We start from the raw sequence: 20,266 nt of genomic DNA, 5'->3' as shown, positions 1-20,266 counted from the left end.
CTTCGAAGCCTCTTTCCGACCCTGTTGCCATTCCAGATCTGAAGCGAAAACACGATGAGCGAACTTACCAGCCTGACCATTGCCGAAGCCCGCCAGAAGCTGCGCGCCAAGGAAATCACCGCGATCGAACTGACCGAAGCCTATATCTCGGCGATCGATGCGGCCAATGGCCGGCTTAACGCCTATATCAAGGTCACGCCGGATCTCGCCCGCGTCATGGCGAAGAACTCCGACGAGCGCATCGCCGCCGGCAAGGCAGGCGAACTCGAAGGCATTCCGCTCGGCATCAAGGATCTCTTTGCCACCGTCGGCGTTCACACCCAGGCCTGCAGCCACATTCTCGATGGTTTCGAGCCGCGTTATGAATCGACCGTGACGCAGAACCTCTGGGATGACGGCGCCGTCATGCTCGGCAAGCTGAACATGGACGAGTTCGCCATGGGCTCCTCCAACGAGACCTCGCATTACGGCGCGGTGATCAATCCCTGGCGTGCCGCGGGCTCCAACCAGCAGCTCGTGCCCGGCGGCTCGTCGGGTGGCTCGGCTTCAGCCGTCGCCGCGCATCTTTGCGCCGGCGCAACCGCGACCGATACCGGCGGCTCGATCCGCCAGCCGGCCGCCTTCACCGGCACCGTCGGCATCAAGCCGACCTATGGCCGCTGCTCGCGCTGGGGCACCGTCGCCTTCGCCTCTTCGCTCGACCAGGCAGGCCCGATCGCCCGCGACATACGCGATGCCGCGATTCTTTTGAAGTCGATGGCAAGCGTCGACGCAAAGGACACGACATCGGTAGATCTGCCGGTGCCGGATTACGAAGCAGCTCTCGGCCAATCGCTGAAGGGCATGAAGATCGGCATTCCGAACGAATACCGTGTCGATGGCATGCCGGATGAGATCGAGACGCTCTGGCGCCAGGGCATCGCCTGGCTGAAGGATGCCGGCGCCGAGATCGTCGACATCTCGCTGCCGCATACCAAATACGCCCTTCCGGCCTATTACATCGTCGCTCCCGCCGAGGCATCCTCGAACCTCGCGCGTTACGACGGCGTGCGCTACGGCCTGCGCGTCGACGGCAAGGATATCGTCGACATGTATGAGAAGACGCGTGCCGCGGGCTTCGGCAAGGAAGTCAAGCGCCGCATCATGATCGGCACCTATGTGCTGTCGGCCGGTTATTACGATGCCTATTACATCCGCGCCCAGAAGGTGCGCACGCTGATCAAGCGCGATTTCGAACTCGCATTCGACGCCGGCGTCGATGCCATCCTGACGCCGGCAACGCCGTCGTCTGCTTTTGGCGTTGCCGATGAGAACCTCGCCGCCGATCCGGTGAAAATGTATCTGAACGACATCTTCACGGTGACGGTCAACATGGCGGGCCTGCCCGGCATCGCCGTGCCGGCCGGCCTCGACCATAAGGGCCTGCCGCTCGGCCTGCAGCTGATCGGCAAGCCCTTCGATGAAGAAACCCTCTTCAAGACCGCCCACGTCATCGAGCGGGCAGCCGGCCGGTTTACGCCGGCCAAGTGGTGGTAATGGACCTAACGATCCGAAAGATAGCGGCTGCCGACCACGAAGCGGTCGGCGCCGTCGGCTTTGCCGCATGCTTGACTGATTGATAGCCGGAACCAGGAGAAGGTTTTATGGCCAGCAATGATCTTGTGCGATTGATCGAGGCAGTTGATCGCCTTGCTGCCGGCGGTTTCACCATGGGCGCGGATTGGCAGGCGGTCCACGACATCTGCCAGCGCCACGAAGGCGAACAGCCGTTCGATTGGGGGCACGCCCTTTGCCATCGCATCGAGGGCGATGACTGGAACGCCGACTACTGGTATCGCCGCGCCGGCAAGGCGCGCGGCACGGGCACGATGGCCGACGAGTGGTCGGCGATGCGGACGGAAATCTCTGCAAAGGTTTGAGGCGATACCCCCGATCGCGCCCGTTCGAGACGCGATCGGGAGTGCCACTATTACCTGTTGTTCAGCTGCGACCTGACCAACCTCAGCCCTCTTTCGGTGATCCGGTAGGGGTGGCCGCCTGAGGACTTGATTGCCTTCAGTCGCTTCAGCCTGCAGAAGAGATCGAGGTCGACGCCGGGATAGAGCCAGCCGTCGCGGGTGAAGCAACTGACCGCCTCGATCTTCCTGTCGTGGTCGCGGGTAATTTCGATGCGGCCGCCTTGGGCCATGAGATGCAGGATTCGCTGCACCGTGCGAGAAATGTCCATATGTTGAGATCCGGTATCGCGCCCGGTAGGGCGCACAAAAACGATCTGGCGCTCATTCGAACGTCAGGGCTTCGTTTTTTCGGGCCCATGCGCGCAAGAAAACTTGCGGGCAGGGCCTTTACCGGGTCTCAGGCAGGCTCAACATAAAACACCTCGATAAGACCTATTATTCAGCCCGGGAAATTCGGTCAAGAGCGTACTTGTCTCTCAAAACCAGTCGAAAACCGCAGTTTCGGTCGATCATCCCGTTGGAGCTACTGGTAAAATCCGCGACTCAATGGTCTAGTTGACGGGTAACGCGGAGGTGTCGTTGATCCACATTCGCAATGCCCGCGACGGTGAAGCGGAGCTATTGAGCGAGATCGGGCTCAGGGCCTGGCAAAAGGCGATGGCGTCGATCGGCGAATCGGACGCGATGATCGACGCAGCGCGCAACGCCTTCCGGAATTTCGTGGAAAACGACTGGCTGACCATCACCGTCGTCGAGCAGAACGGCCAGGTCGCAGGCTGGGCAGCGCGCGAGGGATTGGACGAAACCATCTCGGATTTCTGGATCGATCCCGCCTTCAACCGCCAGGGCCTCGGTTCGGCCCTTCTCGTCCGCATCGAAAAGGAGATCGCCGATCAGGGCTTCGAGAAGGCGGGGATGCAGACCCATTCCGGCAACAGCGAGGCGATCGGCTTTTTTCAGAAGCACGGCTATAGCATCCACTGGCTCTCGGTCGCCTACAATCCGAAGCTTGATCGCGACGTACCCTCCGTCGGACTGACGAAACAGCTCGTTTCGGACGGCCAAGGTGGATATGGGCAGGAATTCTGACGCTTCAAAAGTCCTGAGGAAGCAGAAGACTCCATTGCGGCACGAAGGCCAGGATAGCAATCAGTGCGCCATGCAGGATCAGGATCGCCGCCAGGATTGACCGGAACGGCTCCTTTCTCGTCTTGTGCCGCAACAGCTGCTGTGCCGCCACCGCGCCAAGGCTGCCGCCGATCAGCGCCAGCATGAGAAGCGTGCGCTCGCTGATGCGCCGCCTGCCGTGGCGCGCCGCCTGCTTGTCGAAGAAATAGATCGAGAACACCAAGAGGTTCAGCGCCAGAAACAGCAAGGCCCATTTGATAATATCGATCATCGTCATAGGGGAACCCTACCGCGGCTCCGTTAATGGACGGCAAAACCGCGATGCGCGCCATGGCGAAAGCCTTGCACCGGCACGCCATTTCCTTTACCTCACCAGTGGAAAAGAACAGCCTGCAAAGAGCATCAGATGACCCTTGTCGACGTCCGCACGCCTGATCCGAAACGCTTCATCCCCGGCGCCACCGGCGACTGGGAAGTCATCGTCGGCATGGAAGTCCATGCCCAGGTCCTGTCCAATTCGAAGCTCTTCTCCGGCGCCTCGACGGAATTCGGCAAGCCGCAGAATTCGAATGTCTCGATGGTCGACGCCGCCATGCCCGGCATGCTGCCCGTCATCAACGAGGAATGTGTCAGGCAGGCCGTTCGCACCGGCCTCGGCCTGAAAGCCCAGATCAACAAGCGCTCCCTGTTTGATCGGAAGAACTATTTCTATCCCGACCTGCCGCAGGGCTATCAGATCTCGCAGTTCAAGGATCCGATCGTCGGCGAGGGCAAGATCGTCATTTCACTCGGGCCGGACCGCCAGGGCCAGTTCGAGGATATCGAGATCGGCATCGAGCGCCTGCATCTGGAACAGGATGCCGGCAAGTCGATGCATGACCAGCACGCGACCATGTCCTATGTCGATCTCAACCGTTCCGGCGTTGCCCTGATGGAGATCGTCTCCAAGCCCGACATGCGCTCGTCCGACGAGGCCAAGGCCTATATGACCAAGCTGCGCTCGATCGTGCGTTATCTCGGCACCTGCGACGGCAACATGGACGAGGGCTCGATGCGCGCCGACGTCAACGTCTCCGTCCGCCGTCCGGGCGAGGATTTTGGCACGCGTTGCGAGATCAAGAACGTCAACTCCATCCGTTTCATCGGCCAGGCGATCGAATATGAAGCCCGTCGCCAGATCGGCATTCTGGAGGACGGTGGCAAGATCGATCAGGAGACTCGCCTCTTCGACCCGAACAAGGGCGAGACGCGCTCGATGCGCTCCAAGGAGGATGCGCACGACTATCGTTATTTCCCCGATCCTGATCTGCTGCCGCTCGAATTCGACGATGCCTTCATCAAGGCGCTCGAAGCCGATCTGCCGGAATTGCCTGACGACAAGAAGGAGCGCTTCGTGCGCGAGCTCGGGCTGTCGATCTACGACGCCTCGGTGCTCGTTTCCGAAAAAGCGATCGCCGATTATTTCGAAGCCGTCGCCGCAGGCCGTGACGGCAAGACGGCCGCCAACTGGGTGATCAACGATCTGCTCGGCGCACTGAACCGCACCGGCAAGGACATCGAGCAGACGCCGGTTTCGCCGGCCCAGCTCGGCGCCATCATCGATCTCATCAAGGCGGGAACCATATCCGGCAAGATCGCCAAGGATCTCTTCGAGATCGTGCTCGCCGAAGGCGGCGATCCTGCCGAGATCGTCGAGGCGCGCGGCATGAAGCAGGTGACGGATACCGGCGCGATCGAAAAGGCCGTGGACGAGATCATCGCCGCCAATCCCGATCAGGTCGAAAAGGTCAAGGCGAAACCGACCATGGCAGCATGGTTCGTCGGCCAGGTGATGAAGGCGACCGGCGGCAAGGCCAATCCGCAGGCTGTCCAGGCCCTCGTCAAGGCGAAGCTCGGCATCGAGGAGTAAGCGGTGTATTTCGTCCGCACCGCCGGTGAGCGCGACCTGGAGAAGGTGCGCGCCCTCTTGGTGGAGAGCTTCCATGCCATCTATGACGGCCTGCATGGCAGAGCCAAGGTGGAGGATCTGATCGTCCATCTCTTTTCGCCGGCGGCGCTGAAGACGCGGCTGGTGCGAAAGGATGCCGAATTCCTCGTTGCCGATGACGGCAGCAATATCGGCGGCATGGGTTATGCGGCAATGTCGCAGCAATTGACGAAGACGGTCATGCTGCATCTCCTCTATGTCCGGCCGGCGCTGCAGCGCCAGGGTATCGGCCGCGATATCTTCGCCGAGCTCGAAACTTGCTTTCCCGATGCGGAGATCATGCGCCTCGAAGTCGAACCGCAGAATGCCGCGGCGATCGCCTTCTATCGCACGCATGGCTTCACCGAGATCGGTCGCAACGAGAATGACGGGGCCGGACAATCCGGCATTCCGGCGTTGGTGTTGGAGAAGCGCTTGGCGGGTTAAACGCCTGTATCGTTGAGTGCCTTGTGGTGGGTGTGGTAGGTCTGGAGCAGTTGTATCAGGCGCTCCTTGCTGACGGTAAGACCACTCGTTTCGATGCGCAGTTGCCGAAGATCATTCGTGGCACGTGCGGTACGGAATAGTGAGAACATCGGTTTGCGACCCTGAATGCCGTCTGGTCGGCACCAGACAGCGATTGTATCTCCGGTGCCTTCTGCGTCCGTTCCCGGCGATGCGGACAACAGGTTGCCCAGAACCAGAAAAATTGTTCGCAAAATCCTTTGCGCCAGCGTGGGTGCCGCGGCCTCGATGCGTGCGACTGCCGGCCACGGAATTAATTCTTGCATTAGCCGAAGATCTTTGAAGCCATTTGGGCCTATCGCAATGATCGTCTTATTGGATGAAAAGATCAGGACATAAAGATTGCAAAATAGGTAGTACGCGATTGGCGGCCCAAAGAGGAGAGACAGGAAAAACGAATTCAATGTCCTATCGAAAATCCAGAAGCCGAAGACAATTATCACCAGTGTTGATAGTGCAATTCTAAGCCGAATATCCCTGGCGGAGTATCCGATCTCACGGATATCGCTCAAGAACATCCGTCTTTTTCCTTCCGCAACAATCATCGTCCGATTTTTACATAGGTAGAAAAGTGTGATGCCACAAGATTTGAATATCCGTGAAGCTCGCAAGGACGACCTGCCGGCACTCGTGGCGATGTTTGCCGCCGATGCACTCGGCGGTCACGGCGATACCACGGAAGCTGAAGCCTTTCCCGATTATCTCAGGGCCTTCGCCGTCATCGAGGCCTCGCCCGACCAGACGCTTTACGTCGCAGAGCGTGGCGCCGAGGTCGTCGGTACGTTCCAGACGATGGTGACGACTTCGCTCACTGGCCGTGGCTCCTCGGCGATGATTATCGAGGCGGTGCAGACACGCGCCGATATGCGCGGGCTGGGGGTCGGCGGACTGATGATCGAATTCGCCATTGCCGAGGCAAAAGGCCGCGGTATCGGGCGGGTAGCGTTGACCTCGAACGCAGTACGCAAGGATGCCCATCGTTTCTATGAAAGGCTGGGCTTCAAGCCCTCGCATCTGGGCTTCAAGATGGCTTTGAAATGACCCGTGACTGTCGCGGAATCGCTGGACAATTCGGCTTGGCGACGGCATAAGCGAGGAAACGAATTCTGGTTTGGCTCGCATCTGGCGGGCACAAGGAAAAGACATGTGGAATCTTCTGGTTCAGACCTTTACCTGGTGGAACGGTCAGACGATGGGCACGCGTTTTGCGACCTGGCGTTATGGCAAGCGCGTCGGCGAGGATGAATTCGGCAACGTCTACTATGAAGGCGGCATGTCTTCCTACGGTCTGCCGAAGCGCTGGGTGATCTACAAGGGTTATGCCGAAGCTTCCGCCATTCCGCCGGGTTGGCATGGCTGGATGCATCATCGCACCGATGTTCCCCCGTCCAAGGAGAGCTACGTCGCCAAGGATTGGCAGAAGCCACACCGGCCCAACCATACCGGTTCGCCGCAGGCCTATCGTCCGCCCGGCTCTATCGCCGTTCCGGGCGAACGTCCGCGCGTCACAGGCGATTACGATGCTTGGACGCCGGGCAACTGAGACGGCTCGACCGGGCGATCCCAAGACCCGGCTTTTGGCCACAATTGACCTTTACCCGCAGGTTGGCCGCGCTTGACCGCGGCCGTGAACTGAAAATGTCTGGAGACGGGTACATATGAAGCTCTTCACGCGGAACATGGTCCTGCGTGCCGCCGGATCGCTGCTGGCGCTCTCGGCCCTGCTTCCGCCAGTTGCGGCACATGCCGCACGCATCGAAAATCCGGTTGCCGTCTTTTCCGGCCTCGACAAGATCACTGGCCGCATCACGACCTTCGACGTCTATGTCAATGAGACGGTACAGTTCGGTGCGCTGCAGGTGACACCGAAGGCCTGTTATTCGCGCGACCAGTCGGAGGCACAGAAGATCGACGGTTTCGTCGAGGTCGACGAGATCACCCTCGACCGCAAGATCCGCCGCATCTTCACCGGCTGGATGTTCGCCGCCAGCCCCGGCCTCAACGCCGTCGAGCACCCGATCTATGACGTCTGGCTGAAGGATTGCAAGGCAAACTCGGATGTCCCGGCTCCTGAAGGTGCCAAGGCGAAATAGCTGCATCTTCGTTAGGCTGGCATCTCCCTATGCGCCTGATCCTCATGTGCTATCCGCAGGATCATCTCGGAGGATCGTCCCGCTCGATCAAACCTCCGTCGGATAATGATCGTCAGAAAGCCAGGTGCGGCGATTCCATCGCCGCAGCAAGCATCGCGGCGTAATCGGCCTTCGGAACGTCGATCGCTCCGAACGTCTTCAGGTGCTCGGTGGTGAACTGGGTGTCGAGCAGGGTGAAGCCCCTTTCCCGCAGCCGGTCGACCAAGTGAACGAGGCAGATCTTCGAGGCATCTGTCCGGCGCGAAAACATGCTTTCGCCGAAGAATGCCGAGCCGAGCGAGACGCCGTAGAGGCCGCCGACCAATTCATCGTTCTCCCAGGCTTCGACGGTATGGGCATGGCCCATGTCGAAGAGCGTCGAGTAGAGCGATCTGATCGTCCTGTTGATCCAGGTGCTCGGGCGCCCGGACGTCTCCTCCGCACAGGCGGCGATGACCTGATCGAAAGCGTGATCGAAACGGATCTCGAAGGGATTCTTGCGCACCGTCTTGGCAAGGCTTTTCGACACATGGAAATGGTCGAACGGCAGCACGCCGCGCAGTTCCGGTTCGACCCAGAAGATCTCCGGGTCGTCGGCGGATTCGGCCATCGGGAAGAGGCCGATGGAATAGGCGCGCAGGAGAATGTCAGGGGTTATGCCTGGTGACTTCCTGCGCGATCCTGCCATTCCTGTCCTATGCCGCCGGTGTGTTGGCGAGGTAGTCTTCCAGCCAGTGGATGTCGTAGTCGCCGTTGGCGATATCCTGATTGGAGACGAGATCCTGGAACAGCGGCAGCGTCGTATTGATGCCGTCGACGACGAATTCGTCGAGCGCCCGGCGCAGGCGCATCATGCATTCGACGCGGGTACGGCCGTGCACGATCAGCTTGCCGATGAGGCTGTCGTAATAAGGCGGGATCTTGTAGCCCTGATAGGCACCGGAATCGATGCGCACGCCGAGGCCGCCCGGCGCGTGGAAATGCGTGATTGTACCGGGCGAAGGCACGAAGGTGCGCGGGTGCTCGGCATTGATACGGCATTCGATGGCGTGACCGGAAAAATGCACTTCGTCCTGCGTCACCGAGAGACCGCCGCCGGAAGCGACGCGGATCTGCTCGTGCACGAGGTCGATGCCGGTGATCGCTTCGGTGATCGGATGCTCCACTTGCAGGCGGGTGTTCATTTCGATGAAATAGAACTCGCCGTTTTCGTAGAGGAATTCGATCGTGCCGGCGCCGCGATATTTCAGCTTCTTCATGGCGTCTGCGCAGATCTGGCCGATCTTCATGCGCTGCTCGACGTTGAGCGCCGGCGAATTCGCCTCTTCCCAGACCTTCTGATGGCGCCGCTGCAGCGAGCAGTCGCGCTCGCCGAGATGGATGGCATTGCCTTCGCCGTCGCCGAACACCTGGATTTCGATGTGGCGCGGTTTGCCGAGATATTTTTCCATGTAGACTGCATCGTTGCCGAAGGCGGCTGCCGCTTCCGTGCGCGCCGTCGACCAGGCCTCAATCACGTCGGCCTCGCTCTTGGCGACTTTCATGCCGCGTCCGCCGCCGCCGGCCGTTGCCTTGATCAGCACGGGATAGCCGATTTCGGCGGCCGTCTTCACCGCATCCTCTTCGGTCTTCACTTCGCCGTCCGAGCCTGGAACGACGGGAATGCCGAGTTCCAGCGCCGTCGTCTTGGCGGTGATCTTGTCGCCCATGATGCGGATATGGTCGGCCGTCGGCCCGATGAAGGTGATGCCGTGGGCTTCGAGGATATCGGCGAACTTGGCATTCTCCGACAGAAAGCCATAGCCCGGATGCACGGCGTCGGCGCCGGTGATCTCGCAGGCGGCGACGATCTGGTGGATGTTGAGATAGCTCTCGCGCGAGGAGGGCGGGCCGATGCAGACACTTTCGTCGGCAAGACGCACATGCATGGCATCGGCGTCGGCGGTGGAATGAACCGCGACGCAGGCGATGCCGAGCTCTTTGCAGGCCCGGAGCACGCGAAGGGCGATTTCCCCGCGATTGGCGATGAGGATTTTCGAAATCATGGGCATCGGCCTATTCGATGACGACGAGGGCTTGGCCGTATTCGACGGGATGTCCGTCATCGACGAGGATTTCGGTCACCTTGCCTGACTTCGGTGAGGGAATCTGGTTCATTGTCTTCATCGCTTCGATGATGATCAGCGTCTGGCCTTCCTTGACGGTCGCGCCGACTTCGATGAAGGGACGCGCGCCCGGCGCCGGCGCCATATAGACGGTGCCCACCATCGGTGCATTGACGACATTGGCCGGGTTGCGGCTGGGAGCTGCGGCTGGCGCGGCAGCGGCTGCCGCAGCGGGCGCGGCAAAGGCCGGTGCCGCAATCGGCGCCTGAACATATTGCGGCGTGCCTGCACGCGATACGCGGATACGCAGGTCGTCCTGCTCGACCTCGATCTCCGTCAGATCCGTTTCGTTGAGAATATTGGCGAGATCGCGGATCAGTGCCTGGTCGATACCCGATTTCTTTTCAGCCATGGTGTTGCCCTGTCTTATTCTTATGCCGTGATGTTCTTCAGCGCGTGGAGCGCCAGGATGTAGCTGTGAGGCCCGAAGCCGCAGATCACGCCTTCGCATGCCGGCGCGATCATCGACTTGTGGCGGAATTCTTCCCGTGCATGCACGTTGGATATGTGGAGCTCGACGACGGGAATGGAGATAGCGCGGATCGCATCATGCAGCGCGACCGATGTATGCGTATAGGCGCCTGCATTGATGGCAACGCCGACGGCCTTTTCGTCGGCCTCATGGAACCAGTCGACGAGCGTGCCTTCGTGGTTGCTCTGACGGAAGTCGATATCGAGGCCGAGTTCGCGGCCTGCAGCCTTGCAATCTACCTCGATGTCCCTGAGCGTCTTGCCGCCATAAATGCCGGGCTCTCGTTTGCCCAGCATGTTCAGGTTGGGGCCGTTCAGGACAAAAATCGTTTGCGTCATCGAATGTTCCGTAAAATGTACGACGGCAACCTATAGACTCCGCGAAGGCTGAATGAAAGCCCTTACGGATTGGCCAGCGGCAATCGTGCCACATTTGTCCACATGGTTGAAACACTTCGATTTTGGCGATTTGATGGGCTGCTGGCTGGCGACTGGTTTGCTCAGCAGGCGGTCTTGCCGCAGCTGCGCATGTTCTTGACCTTGGCTTCGAGATCGTCGAGCCCGACGGCGCCGGGCACCAGTTCGCTGCCGATCACATAGGAGGGCGTGCCGCTGATGCCGAGACTGGAGGCGAGCTGGTAGGTCGCCTGGACTATACCGTCATTCGGGCTCTTTGCCATCTCGGCGCGGATCTTGTCCTCACTGACGCCGAGCGAAGCGGCGACCGCGACCGCTGTTTCGTCGGAGGCGCGGCCTTCGGTGCCGAGAAGGGCGACGTGGAAATCGGCATATTTCTCCGGTGCGAGCTTGCGGAAGGCGTCTGCCACCTTGTGGGCGGCGACTGAATCCGGCCCGAGGATCGGGAATTCCTTGAGGACGAAACGGACGTTTTTGTCCTTCTTCAGCATCGCCTGCATGTCGGGAAGCGCATGGCGGCAGTAGCTGCAATTATAATCGAAGAATTCGACGACAGTGACGTCGCCCTTGGGATTGCCGAGCGTGACGTCGTTCTTCGATTCGAAGATGTCGGTGGCGTTCTCTTCGATCGCCATATTGGCCTTAACCGACCGCTGGGCCTCCTGCTTCTTCTGCAGCGCATCCTGAACTTCGAGCATGATCTCGGGGTTCTCGATCAGGTATTGCTTGATGAATTCGCCGAACTCCTTCTTCTGCTGGTCGTCGAGCGCTGCCGCCGGAAGCGGAAGGGCGATCGATGCGGCAAGCGCCAGTGCGGTGAAGGTCTTCGGGAAGAATGCCATGATATCCTCGTCATCGGCGATATGGTCGTCTCTTCATCGAAAAGACCGTCGCCGGGTTAATGGACTTGAATGCGTCGCGTCAAGGTACGGTGCGTTCGGTTCTGGTCAAACCAGAATTTTTCGTCCCCGCGCGGCCCTCGCGGGATTGTGATGAGCCGATTAATGCGGCAATTGTCGGGCCGTGATTGCAGAAGCTAAGCGAGAAACGATCTTGTTTTCCATATCGAAACGCAGCGAAGTCGAGCCTTTTCACGCCATGGACGTCCTGGCGGAGGCGACGAAGCGGCGTGCGGCCGGCCATCCCGTGATCTCGATGGCGGTTGGCCAGCCTTCGTATCCGGCGCCTCTAGCGGCCCTCGAAGCGGCGCGCGCAGCCCTTGCCGAAGGTCGGATCGGTTATACCGATGCGCTGGGGACGGCACGGCTTAAATCGGCGCTCGCCTGGCACTACAAGGATCGCCACGGCCTGGAGATTGATCCCAAGCGCATCGCCATCACCACAGGTTCCTCGGCCGGCTTCAATCTCGCCTTCCTGTCGCTCTTCGATGCCGGCGATGCGGTGGCGATCGCAAGACCCGGTTATCCCGCCTATCGCAATATCCTCGGCGCGCTGGGCCTGAAGGTCCTCGAAGTGCCGGTAACGGCCGAGACCCACTTCACCCTGACGCCGCAAAGCCTCGAAGCGGCGCAGAAGGAAAGCGGCATGAGCCTGAAAGGCGTGCTGCTTGCAAGCCCCGCCAATCCGACTGGCACGGTGACCGGCCGCGAGGGGCTGGAGGCGCTTTCGGATTACTGCGCGGCCCAATCCATCGCTTTCATCTCCGATGAAATCTACCACGGGCTGACCTTCGCCGGCGAGGAGGCGAGTGCGCTGGAGCTGACCGACGAGGCGATCGTCATCAACTCCTTCTCTAAATATTATTGCATGACCGGCTGGCGAATCGGCTGGATGGTGCTTCCCGAGCGCCTGGTTCGGCCGATCGAGCGGGTAGCGCAGAGCCTCTATATTTCCCCGCCCGAGCTTTCCCAGATCGCCGCCACGGCCGCTTTGAGCGCCGGCGCCGAGCTCGATCGTTACAAGGCCAGTTACGGCGCCAACCGCGATTTGCTGATGCAACGACTGCCGCAGATCGGGTTTTCGATCGCCTCGCCGATGGACGGGGCTTTCTACGCCTATCTCGACGTCACACGCTTCACCAATGACAGCATGGGCTTTGCCAAACGCATGCTCGCGGAAATCGACGTCGCCGCAACGCCCGGTCTCGACTTCGATCCGCTGGAGGGACATCGAACGCTGCGTCTGTCCTATGCGGGCTCAGAAGCGGAGATCGCCGAGGCGGTGGAGCGAATCGCGGCTTGGCTGAAATAGCCCTCGCGGTTGCTTATTGCTCAGCTGCGCCGCGAAAACAGCGAGGCGAGCGTCGAAGTCGGTTTGTTGTTCAGGCGCGGCACCACCACGAGCTGCTTGATGTCGCCGCGCTTGTAGGCGGCGAGGAAGCGGCGGTAATCCTTGAAGGAGACGCAGCCGTTGGAATCACCGTTCTTGCCGAGCATGTAGGTGTGGGCGAGCAGACCGACACGGTCATAGATGGCGTCCGAACCCTCGATCGGTGTTAGCCGCAGCGCCTCGACGCCGTGGAAAAGGCTCTCGCGCATGGTAAGAACATAGGTGTGCGGCGGCGTCGGTCCGCGCATCTTCTTATTGGCGAAACGCGGTTTGTCGCGCATCTTACCGAGCCCGGAATGGGCCTCGAGCCGCTCGCCGTTCGGCAGATAGACGATGCTGTTTTCGATATCGTAGATCGCCACGCCTGCGCGCAGCTTCGGCGAGAAGACCGGCTTGTCGTAGCGCGGCACTGCATCGTCCTCGTCATCCTCGATCGGCGAGTTCGGCTGGGCGTAGGCAAGCACAGGCTCGGCAGAGCGCTCAGAACCCTTGGAGGCCGGTGTCGGTTTGCCGATGAGTCCGTCAGGACGCGCCATCGGCAGCGGCACCGAACCTTCGTCCGGCGCCAGCACGAGATCGAAGGGTGGCGCGTCTTCCGCGGCGGCGACGACCACCGGCGCTGGTTCCGATGCGGGAATGGAGGCCGTTTTGAGGGGAGATGCGGTTGGCTCGACCGGAGCCGGCGCGATTTGCCGGGATCCGGCATCGGCAAGAGCAAGCAGGGTCGGGAGTTTGGCTGCGGCAACCGCCTCCTTCGAGGGGACGATGATCCGGTCACCGTCGTCTTCTTCCGTCTCTGCCGAGGCGAGCTCGACCGGCGCCGCCGCGATCACGTCGTCCTTGCGGAATTTGGCGCTGTCGGAGATCGCCGCCACGACCGGTTGTTCGGCAGCCATGGCGAGCCGGTTGTTTTTGGCGAGAACCGCAAGCGCCGTTGCAGCGGCGGCGGTCTTTTCGGCATGGGATTGAATGAGGCTCGCCGTCAGCGGGGCCTTCGGCTTCGCATCGAAGGCGGCCAGCCGATCGGCCTTGCCGACATGGATCAGCCTCTCATGGCGCGGTGAAGGCGCCACCTTCGGCGCAGCGCCGAGCTGTGCCAGGCGATCGGACGGAGAATAGGGAGCGGCTATCGAATGCATCGTCGCGAAGGTCGCGATCAGCCATGTGGAGGTCAGAAATCCGGCGCCGACAACACCGTAAAGGAAACTGCGAGATCTGCGCCAACGGAAAGCAGATCCGCCAAGAGGGGTGACGTCATCGAACGTCCCGACCGCACACGCCATACTACACTCGTCTTTCAAACTCGCTACGCAGGCCGGCGGCACTGACTGACTACACTTCGCCGGGGCCGGTACAGGCGCAAATGGGCCGAATTTAGACCACCCACGACGTCCGACTGTCTCGCAAGGATGACGAATTATGGTTTCTAATTTGTTTACGCGGCGTCGCTCTGTCTCTCGACGTCTCAAAAAGAGATGTGTTGGGCCTTCTCAGGCGCGCTCCATCACATAACTTCCCGGCGCTTCCTCGATTGCGTTCAACGCATCGCCGCCAGGTTTGCGGGCCGGCACGCGTCTGCCGTCATGCGTCTCGATCCAGGCTTGCCAATGCGGCCACCATGATCCCGGCGTCTCGGTCGCGTGCTCGAGCCAGGTCTCGTAGTCTCCCTTGGCGGGGCCGCCCGTCCAGAATTGATACTTCTTCCTGTCGGGCGGATTGACGACGCCGGCGATGTGTCCGGAGCCGGTCACCACGAATTCCACCTTGCCGCCGAAGAACCGGCTGCCGAGGAAGACGGACTTGGCCGGTGCGATGTGATCCTCGCGGGTGGCGAGATTATAGATCGGGATCTTGACGTCCTTCAGCGACACGGATTTGCCGTCGAGGATCATCTCGTTCCGCGTCAGCGCATTCTTGAGATAGCAATTGCGCAGGTAGAAGGCATGGTTTGCCGCTGCCATGCGGGTCGAATCGGCGTTCCAGAACAACAGGTCGAAGGGCAGGGGATCCTGGCCCTTGAGGTAGTTGTTGACGAAATAAGGCCAGATCAACTCGGAGGCGCGCAACATGTTGAAGGCCATCGACATCTTCGTGCCGTCCAGATAGCCGGCCGCCTGCATATGCTCTTCGAGCGATTCAAGCTGCTCCTCGTCGACGAAGACCTTGAGGTCGCCGGCATGGGTGAAGTCGACCTGGGTGGTGAAGAGTGTCGCGGTTTTGATGCGCTTGTTCTTCTCCTTGGCATGCAGCGCCAGTGTCGCGGCAAGCAGCGTGCCGCCGACGCAGTAGCCGACGGTGTTGATGTCCTTCTCGCCGGTCGCCTTCTCGATTGTATCAAGCGCGAAATCGATGCCCTCGCGGGCATAGGCCGCCCAGTCCTTGTCGGCGTGGCGCGCATCCGGGTTGACCCAGGAAATGACGAAGACCGTCTGACCCTGGTCGACACACCATTTGATGAAGGATTTTTGCGGATTGAGGTCGAGAATATAGAACTTGTTGATCCAGGGCGGGCAGATCAACAGCGGCCGCTTCAGCACCGTTTCGGTCGAAGCCTCGTACTGGATGATCTGGCAAATGTCGTTCTGGGCGATCACCTTGCCTGGCGTCAGCGCCATGTCGCGGCCGACGGCGAATTTCGTCATGTCGGTCTGGCGAAGGCGAAGGTCGCCATGTCCGGCGGCGATATCCTCGGCCAGCATCTTCATCCCGCGCACCAGATTGGCGCCGCTGGTCGCGATCGTCTCGCGGTAGAGCTGCGGATTGGTGGCGATGAAGTTGGTCGGCGAAAGCGCTGCCGTGATCTGCTTCACGTAGAAGCCGGCCTTGTGTTTGGTGTGCTCGTCGAGGCCCTCGGTCTCCGACACCATCTTTTCCACCCAGTCGGTCGTCACGAAATAGACCTGGCGGAGAAAATCGAAGAACGGATTCTTCTGCCAGTCCTCGTCCGAAAAGCGCTTGTCCTTGCGGGTGTCCGGCTCGGGTGGCGTGGGATCGCCCTGCATGCGCTGCATCGAGCGCATCCAGATGCCGAAGAACGAGGACATCAGCTGCGTCTGTGCCTCGAAGGTGCGGCGCGGATCGGAAATCCAGTATTCGGTGACCTTGGAAAGCGTCTTGACCATGTCGGTCATCGGATCGGCGGCGCTTTCGCTGATCTCGCCGCGTTCGCGCGGCGCAAGCCAGGCAGACGCTGCTTGTCCGAGATTTTCGAGCGCCCGGGCGAAATTCATCGCCATGGCCTCAGGATCCTTCAACAGATAGGGATCGAGATCGGTCGCGTCGAAGCCGGCCTTGCCGCCATTCTCCTGCTTGCTGTCGGTCACCATTTCCTCCGGCGGCAGCACCACTCTTTTTATCCATTCGTTGTACATCGTGATCGAACGAGAAAACAAGTTCCACCCGCGTCGGCTCATGCTATTGCTTTGTGGCTGCGACAAATTTAACAGTCGAAGCAGTCAAAACTGGATTTTTGAGGCATGACGAAGAACGGCATTCGGCGCATCGCAACCTTCAACCGCACCGCACTGATCTGCGCCGCGGCGGCGATGGCCCTTGCCGGATGCAATCTGACGGCGGAACAAAAAGCCGCAGCCGCCGCCAAACGAGCGGCGCCGACCGCCGTCGTCATGCCGGCCACCAAGGGCGAGGCGGCCGAGGGCGGCCTTGCAAAATACCCGGACGGCTATCCGAATTTCGGCGCGCCGCTGACCGCCGCCAATGTCCAGATGAGCGACGAGCAGGCGGCCGAACTGCAGCATCAGCTGACGGCACTTGGCGCCCGGCGCAAGGCCGGCACGATCTCGGAAGCCGAATATCAGGCCAAGGTCGCCGAAATGCGGCGTCTGGCCGCCGAGCACGGCACTGATACGCTCTCGGAAATCTCCAAATAGACCTTGCCTTTCAGGCAATTTGGACGCAAAGCCATTCCGAATGGATCGGAAGATGCAATTTTCCTGATAATGCGCGTTACGCGGCCTTTCCGTCAAAGATTCGCCGCGTCGCTTGGGTCTGATGAATACGGCGTTGCGATTCTGAAGTTCGTGTCGCAGCCGCCGGGAGACGGAACGAACTTCGACTGCGGCCCGAAATGCCGCCTTTCCATGGGGAATGAGATGGAAGAGTTTCACAAAGTCCGGCGTTTGCCGCCTTATGTTTTCGAACAGGTCAACCGTTTGAAGGCAAGCGCGCGAGCGGGCGGCGCCGATATCATCGATCTCGGCATGGGAAACCCCGACCTTCCCACTCCCCAGTCGATCGTCGACAAGCTGTGCGAGGTCGTGCAGGATCCGCGCACGCACCGTTATTCCTCCTCCAAGGGCATTCCGGGCCTGCGCCGCGCCCAGGCCGCCTATTATGCCCGCCGTTTCGGCGTCAAGCTCAACCCGGATACCCAGGTGGTTGCCACCTTGGGCTCCAAGGAAGGCTTCGCCAACATGGCGCAGGCAATCACCGCGCCTGGCGACGTGATCCTCTGCCCGAACCCTACCTATCCGATCCACGCCTTCGGCTTCCTGATGGCGGGCGGCGTGATCCGTTCCATGTCGGTGGAGCCGGATGCGAGCTTCTTCGAGCCGCTCGAGCGTGCCGTCCGGCATTCGATCCCGAAGCCGCTGGCGCTGGTTCTCAATTATCCCTCGAACCCGACGGCCTATGTCGCGACGCTCGATTTCTACAAGGACGTCATCGCCTTTGCGAAAAAGCACGACATCATCGTGCTTTCCGACCTTGCCTATTCGGAAATCTACTTCGACGGCGCCCCGCCGCCGTCGGTTCTCGAAGTGCCGGGCGCGATGGACGTGACCGTCGAGTTCACCTCGATGTCGAAAACCTTCTCCATGCCCGGCTGGCGCATGGGCTTTGCCGTCGGCAACGAGCGGCTGATCGCGGCGCTCACCCGCGTCAAGTCCTATCTCGACTACGGCGCCTTCACGCCGATCCAGGTGGCGGCGACGCATGCGCTGAACGGCGATGGCTCCGACATTGCGGAAGTCCGCAACGTCTATAAGCGCCGTCGCGACGTCATGGTCGAAAGCTTCGGCAAGGCCGGGTTCGACGTGCCGCCGCCGGCTGCGACGATGTTCGCCTGGGCGAAGATCCCGGAAAAGTTCCGTCATCTCGGTTCGCTAGAATTCTCCAAGCTGCTGGTCGAGAAGGCCGACGTCGCCGTTGCCCCGGGCATCGGCTTCGGCGAAATGGGCGACGACTACGTCCGTCTGGCACTTGTCGAGAACGAACACCGCATCCGCCAGGCTGCGCGCAACATCAAGAAGTTCATGTCGACCGCAGACGAGACGATGCACAACGTCATCTCGCTGAACGCACACCGCTAATCCAACCGTTGGGCAGCCGCGTCATGCGGCTGCCGCCACACAGACATTTCAGGATCGATCCATGGCAGATGCCCTCAAAATCGGCATTGCGGGCTTGGGCACCGTTGGCGCCTCGCTTGTCCGCATCATTCAGCAGAAAAGCAACGAGCTTGCCGTTACCTGCGGGCGTCCGATCACCATCACGGCCGTCTCGGCACGTGACAGGGCGAGGGACCGCGGCATCGATCTTTCCACTGTTACCTGGTTCGACCGGCCGGAAGAGCTTGCCGAAAAAGGCGATATCGACGTCTTCGTCGAACTGATGGGCGGCGCCGAAGGGGCTGCCAACGTCTCCGTGCGCGCTGCACTCCAGCGTGGTCTCCATGTGGTGACAGCCAACAAGGCGCTGCTTGCCTATCACGGCGTCGAGCTTGCGACGATCGCCGAGGAGAAGGGGTCGCTGCTGAACTTCGAGGCGGCAGTCGCCGGCGGCATCCCGGTCATCAAGGCGCTGCGTGAATCGCTGACGGGCAATTCCGTCTCGCGCATCTATGGCATCATGAACGGCACCTGCAATTATATCCTGACCAAGATGGAGAAGGAGGGGCTTTCCTTCGCCGAATGCCTGAAGGAAGCGCAGCGGCTGGGTTATGCCGAGGCCGATCCGGCCTTCGATATCGAGGGCAACGACACGGCCCACAAGCTTTCCATCCTGACGACGCTCGCCTTCGGCAATCAGATCGCGGCCGACGACATCTATCTCGAAGGCATCACCAACATTTCGATCGAGGATATCCACGCCGCTGCCGAGCTCGGTTATCGCATCAAGCTCTTGGGCGTTGCTCAGCGCACCGATACCGGCATCGAGCAGCGCGTCCATCCCACAATGGTGCCGGTCGATTCGGTCATCGCCCAGGTCGACGGCGTCACCAATGCGGTGGCGATCGAATCCGACGTGCTCGGCGAACTGCTGATGGTCGGCCCTGGCGCCGGCGGCAACGCCACGGCCTCGTCGGTGCTTGGCGATATCGCCGATATCGCCAAGAGCCAGCCAGGCGCCCAGCGCGTGCCGGTGCTCGGCCATCCCGCAGCGACGCTGGAGCCCTACCGCAAGGCGCAGATGCAGAGCCACGAGGGCGGCTATTTCATCCGCCTGACCGTGCTCGACCGCACCGGCGTCTTTGCCAGCGTCGCAACCCGCATGGCCGAAAACAACATCTCGCTGGAATCGATCGTCCAGCGCTCCAAGCAGCACCTGGCGCCATCGCACCACCAGACGATCATTCTCGTCACCCATGCGACGATGGAAGAGTCAGTGCGCAAGGCGGTCGCCTCGATCAAGTCGGAAGGTTACCTCTTCGGCGAGCCGCAGGTGATTCGCATCGAGCGGCCGAAAGAGGAAGGCTGACCTCTTTTTTGCCACAATCCGGGATAGCTGACCCGCTCTGTGCACGCAGGGCGGGTTTTTTTATGCCTGTTTAACCGATCTCACGAAAACTTATATTAACAGATACCGAAACATTGATATAAATAAGCCGGGAGAGGGAGTCGCCGGCTTTGGAGAATTTCGTGAACAAGGACAGCCATGCCGGGAAGGGGTATGGTCGTTCGGAAGAAGAACCTCCCGATCATCCTGATGTGTTTGAGGAAGTTCGCGAAACGGACCATGATGTGGTTCGTTACCAAATCCCCGGGGCCTCCAGCGAGGCCCCTGATGACGACGAAAGCCCTGAAGGCCGCAACTGGGCCATTCTTCTTACCCTGTTTTCCGTCATTCTCGTGCAGATAACCGGCACCGCCCTGATCGTCTGGGCGGTATTCTGGTAAAAATCCGTGTCTGCAAATCCATCGCTATGTTATCTCCGCTGCTCCTGTAGAAGAGCAGATGAAGTCAGCGGAGTGTGGC

At 60.6% G+C, this 20,266-nt stretch carries 23 protein-coding genes; 13 read left to right on the top strand and 10 right to left on the bottom strand.

The window, feature by feature from the left end; all coding sequences use genetic code 11:
- Nucleotides 1-54: 54 nt before the first annotated feature.
- Complete coding sequence (gene gatA, locus G9X67_RS13890; protein ID WP_171598890.1) at nt 55-1,536, top strand: Asp-tRNA(Asn)/Glu-tRNA(Gln) amidotransferase subunit GatA; 1,482 nt, start codon at nt 55-57, stop codon at nt 1,534-1,536.
- Between the two features lie 107 nt (nt 1,537-1,643).
- Complete coding sequence (locus G9X67_RS13885) at nt 1,644-1,919, top strand: hypothetical protein (protein WP_171598889.1); 276 nt, start codon at nt 1,644-1,646, stop codon at nt 1,917-1,919.
- 50 nt (nt 1,920-1,969) lie between these two features.
- Here G9X67_RS13885 and G9X67_RS13880 read toward each other — a convergent pair whose 3' ends face one another.
- Entirely contained in the window at nt 1,970-2,227 is a 258-nt protein-coding gene (locus G9X67_RS13880) for a YjhX family toxin (RefSeq protein ID WP_171598888.1), read from the bottom strand.
- 310 nt (nt 2,228-2,537) lie between these two features.
- On the opposite strand from G9X67_RS13880, the gene G9X67_RS13875 reads away from it, so the two are divergent.
- Nucleotides 2,538-3,047 (top strand): GNAT family N-acetyltransferase, encoded by a 510-nt coding sequence (locus G9X67_RS13875; RefSeq protein WP_138391100.1) that lies wholly within the window; start codon nt 2,538-2,540, stop codon nt 3,045-3,047.
- A gap of 4 nt (nt 3,048-3,051) precedes the next feature.
- Here G9X67_RS13875 and G9X67_RS13870 read toward each other — a convergent pair whose 3' ends face one another.
- Nucleotides 3,052-3,363 (bottom strand): DUF1294 domain-containing protein, encoded by a 312-nt coding sequence (locus G9X67_RS13870; protein WP_138391099.1) that lies wholly within the window; start codon nt 3,361-3,363, stop codon nt 3,052-3,054.
- Between the two features lie 129 nt (nt 3,364-3,492).
- Here G9X67_RS13870 and gatB point away from each other — a divergent pair, with 129 nt between their 5' ends.
- The gene (gatB, locus tag G9X67_RS13865; RefSeq protein ID WP_171598887.1) at nt 3,493-4,995 is read left to right on the top strand and encodes an Asp-tRNA(Asn)/Glu-tRNA(Gln) amidotransferase subunit GatB; all 1,503 of its coding nucleotides are present in this window, start codon (nt 3,493-3,495) and stop codon (nt 4,993-4,995) included.
- A 3-nt stretch (nt 4,996-4,998) separates the two neighbouring features.
- Entirely contained in the window at nt 4,999-5,499 is a 501-nt protein-coding gene (locus tag G9X67_RS13860; protein WP_171598886.1) for a GNAT family N-acetyltransferase, read from the top strand.
- On the opposite strand, the gene G9X67_RS13855 is transcribed toward G9X67_RS13860, so the two are convergent.
- Nucleotides 5,496-6,095, bottom strand: coding sequence for a hypothetical protein (locus G9X67_RS13855; protein ID WP_171598885.1), 600 nt, complete (start codon nt 6,093-6,095; stop codon nt 5,496-5,498). The two genes, G9X67_RS13860 and G9X67_RS13855, sit on opposite strands and share 4 nt — an antisense overlap.
- 58 nt (nt 6,096-6,153) lie before the next feature.
- On the opposite strand from G9X67_RS13855, the gene G9X67_RS13850 reads away from it, so the two are divergent.
- The 3 genes from G9X67_RS13850 (at nt 6,154) to G9X67_RS13840 (ending at nt 7,670) form a co-directional block, all read left to right on the top strand.
- Nucleotides 6,154-6,618 carry a GNAT family N-acetyltransferase gene (locus G9X67_RS13850; RefSeq protein WP_171598884.1) on the top strand — a complete coding sequence of 155 codons (465 nt, stop codon included), beginning with the start codon at nt 6,154-6,156 and terminating at the stop codon, nt 6,616-6,618.
- Between the two features lie 103 nt (nt 6,619-6,721).
- Complete coding sequence (locus G9X67_RS13845) at nt 6,722-7,120, top strand: NADH:ubiquinone oxidoreductase subunit NDUFA12 (protein ID WP_171598883.1); 399 nt, start codon at nt 6,722-6,724, stop codon at nt 7,118-7,120.
- Nucleotides 7,121-7,235: 115 nt separating this feature from the next.
- Nucleotides 7,236-7,670, top strand: coding sequence for a DUF2155 domain-containing protein (locus tag G9X67_RS13840; protein WP_171598882.1), 435 nt, complete (start codon nt 7,236-7,238; stop codon nt 7,668-7,670).
- Between the two features lie 112 nt (nt 7,671-7,782).
- Here the strand turns inward: G9X67_RS13840 and aat are convergent, their stop codons facing one another.
- The 5 genes from aat to G9X67_RS13815 form a co-directional block, all read right to left on the bottom strand.
- Entirely contained in the window at nt 7,783-8,397 is a 615-nt protein-coding gene (aat, locus tag G9X67_RS13835; protein ID WP_171598881.1) for a leucyl/phenylalanyl-tRNA--protein transferase, read from the bottom strand.
- 7 nt (nt 8,398-8,404) lie between these two features.
- On the bottom strand, nt 8,405-9,760 hold the full coding sequence (gene accC, locus G9X67_RS13830; RefSeq protein WP_171598880.1) for an acetyl-CoA carboxylase biotin carboxylase subunit: 1,356 nt from the start codon (nt 9,758-9,760) through the stop codon (nt 8,405-8,407).
- Nucleotides 9,761-9,764: 4 nt separating this feature from the next.
- Nucleotides 9,765-10,226, bottom strand: a complete 462-nt coding sequence (accB, locus tag G9X67_RS13825; protein WP_003558968.1) for an acetyl-CoA carboxylase biotin carboxyl carrier protein — start codon at nt 10,224-10,226, stop codon at nt 9,765-9,767.
- A 20-nt stretch (nt 10,227-10,246) separates the two neighbouring features.
- Complete coding sequence (gene aroQ, locus G9X67_RS13820) at nt 10,247-10,684, bottom strand: type II 3-dehydroquinate dehydratase (RefSeq protein WP_138329766.1); 438 nt, start codon at nt 10,682-10,684, stop codon at nt 10,247-10,249.
- A 161-nt stretch (nt 10,685-10,845) separates the two neighbouring features.
- Nucleotides 10,846-11,604 (bottom strand): DsbA family protein, encoded by a 759-nt coding sequence (locus G9X67_RS13815; RefSeq protein ID WP_025394372.1) that lies wholly within the window; start codon nt 11,602-11,604, stop codon nt 10,846-10,848.
- 211 nt (nt 11,605-11,815) lie between these two features.
- On the opposite strand from G9X67_RS13815, the gene G9X67_RS13810 reads away from it, so the two are divergent.
- Nucleotides 11,816-12,973, top strand: coding sequence for an aminotransferase class I/II-fold pyridoxal phosphate-dependent enzyme (locus tag G9X67_RS13810; RefSeq protein WP_171598879.1), 1,158 nt, complete (start codon nt 11,816-11,818; stop codon nt 12,971-12,973).
- 20 nt (nt 12,974-12,993) lie between these two features.
- Here G9X67_RS13810 and G9X67_RS13805 read toward each other — a convergent pair whose 3' ends face one another.
- Nucleotides 12,994-14,334 carry a DUF2778 domain-containing protein gene (locus G9X67_RS13805; protein ID WP_171598878.1) on the bottom strand — a complete coding sequence of 447 codons (1,341 nt, stop codon included), beginning with the start codon at nt 14,332-14,334 and terminating at the stop codon, nt 12,994-12,996.
- 207 nt (nt 14,335-14,541) lie between these two features.
- Nucleotides 14,542-16,377, bottom strand: a complete 1,836-nt coding sequence (gene phaC, locus G9X67_RS13800) for a class I poly(R)-hydroxyalkanoic acid synthase (RefSeq protein ID WP_246705415.1) — start codon at nt 16,375-16,377, stop codon at nt 14,542-14,544.
- 150 nt (nt 16,378-16,527) lie between these two features.
- Between phaC and G9X67_RS13795 the strand changes: the two genes are divergently transcribed.
- From G9X67_RS13795 to G9X67_RS13780, 4 genes are all read left to right on the top strand, one after another.
- Nucleotides 16,528-16,941, top strand: a complete 414-nt coding sequence (locus G9X67_RS13795; protein WP_138329761.1) for a hypothetical protein — start codon at nt 16,528-16,530, stop codon at nt 16,939-16,941.
- Nucleotides 16,942-17,151: 210 nt separating this feature from the next.
- The gene (locus G9X67_RS13790) at nt 17,152-18,381 is read left to right on the top strand and encodes an LL-diaminopimelate aminotransferase (RefSeq protein WP_312883788.1); all 1,230 of its coding nucleotides are present in this window, start codon (nt 17,152-17,154) and stop codon (nt 18,379-18,381) included.
- A 61-nt stretch (nt 18,382-18,442) separates the two neighbouring features.
- Nucleotides 18,443-19,768: a homoserine dehydrogenase gene (locus tag G9X67_RS13785; RefSeq protein ID WP_171598877.1), complete on the top strand. Its 1,326-nt coding sequence runs from the start codon at nt 18,443-18,445 to the stop codon at nt 19,766-19,768.
- A 161-nt stretch (nt 19,769-19,929) separates the two neighbouring features.
- On the top strand, nt 19,930-20,187 hold the full coding sequence (locus G9X67_RS13780; protein WP_171598876.1) for a hypothetical protein: 258 nt from the start codon (nt 19,930-19,932) through the stop codon (nt 20,185-20,187).
- The last annotated feature ends 79 nt before the right edge of the window (nt 20,188-20,266 follow it).

Source organism: Rhizobium sp. WYCCWR 11152 (assembly GCF_013087615.1).
Taxonomy (GTDB): Bacteria; Pseudomonadota; Alphaproteobacteria; order Rhizobiales; family Rhizobiaceae; genus Rhizobium; species Rhizobium indicum.
Note: the sequence above shows the minus strand (reverse complement) of the source record. Positions and strands in the feature narration are given on the sequence as shown.

What these genes read in the sequence shown, in the direction of transcription:
- G9X67_RS13885 (WP_171598889.1), top strand. Translation starts at nt 1,644, where the DNA reads ATGGCCAGCAATGATCTTGTGCGATTGATCGAGGCAGTTGATCGCCTT.
- G9X67_RS13785 (WP_171598877.1), top strand. Translation starts at nt 18,443, where the DNA reads ATGGCAGATGCCCTCAAAATCGGCATTGCGGGCTTGGGCACCGTTGGC.
- phaC (WP_246705415.1), bottom strand. Translation starts at nt 16,377, where the DNA reads ATGGTGACCGACAGCAAGCAGGAGAATGGCGGCAAGGCCGGCTTCGAC.
- G9X67_RS13880 (WP_171598888.1), bottom strand. Translation starts at nt 2,227, where the DNA reads ATGGACATTTCTCGCACGGTGCAGCGAATCCTGCATCTCATGGCCCAA.
- accB (WP_003558968.1), bottom strand. Translation starts at nt 10,226, where the DNA reads ATGGCTGAAAAGAAATCGGGTATCGACCAGGCACTGATCCGCGATCTC.
- G9X67_RS13795 (WP_138329761.1), top strand. Translation starts at nt 16,528, where the DNA reads ATGACGAAGAACGGCATTCGGCGCATCGCAACCTTCAACCGCACCGCA.
- G9X67_RS13815 (WP_025394372.1), bottom strand. Translation starts at nt 11,604, where the DNA reads ATGGCATTCTTCCCGAAGACCTTCACCGCACTGGCGCTTGCCGCATCG.
- G9X67_RS13850 (WP_171598884.1), top strand. Translation starts at nt 6,154, where the DNA reads ATGCCACAAGATTTGAATATCCGTGAAGCTCGCAAGGACGACCTGCCG.
- G9X67_RS13870 (WP_138391099.1), bottom strand. Translation starts at nt 3,363, where the DNA reads ATGACGATGATCGATATTATCAAATGGGCCTTGCTGTTTCTGGCGCTG.
- gatA (WP_171598890.1), top strand. Translation starts at nt 55, where the DNA reads ATGAGCGAACTTACCAGCCTGACCATTGCCGAAGCCCGCCAGAAGCTG.
- G9X67_RS13840 (WP_171598882.1), top strand. Translation starts at nt 7,236, where the DNA reads ATGAAGCTCTTCACGCGGAACATGGTCCTGCGTGCCGCCGGATCGCTG.
- gatB (WP_171598887.1), top strand. Translation starts at nt 3,493, where the DNA reads ATGACCCTTGTCGACGTCCGCACGCCTGATCCGAAACGCTTCATCCCC.
- G9X67_RS13845 (WP_171598883.1), top strand. Translation starts at nt 6,722, where the DNA reads ATGTGGAATCTTCTGGTTCAGACCTTTACCTGGTGGAACGGTCAGACG.
- aroQ (WP_138329766.1), bottom strand. Translation starts at nt 10,684, where the DNA reads ATGACGCAAACGATTTTTGTCCTGAACGGCCCCAACCTGAACATGCTG.
- G9X67_RS13855 (WP_171598885.1), bottom strand. Translation starts at nt 6,095, where the DNA reads ATGTTCTTGAGCGATATCCGTGAGATCGGATACTCCGCCAGGGATATT.
- G9X67_RS13790 (WP_312883788.1), top strand. Translation starts at nt 17,152, where the DNA reads ATGGGGAATGAGATGGAAGAGTTTCACAAAGTCCGGCGTTTGCCGCCT.
- G9X67_RS13805 (WP_171598878.1), bottom strand. Translation starts at nt 14,334, where the DNA reads ATGGCGTGTGCGGTCGGGACGTTCGATGACGTCACCCCTCTTGGCGGA.
- aat (WP_171598881.1), bottom strand. Translation starts at nt 8,397, where the DNA reads ATGGCAGGATCGCGCAGGAAGTCACCAGGCATAACCCCTGACATTCTC.
- accC (WP_171598880.1), bottom strand. Translation starts at nt 9,760, where the DNA reads ATGCCCATGATTTCGAAAATCCTCATCGCCAATCGCGGGGAAATCGCC.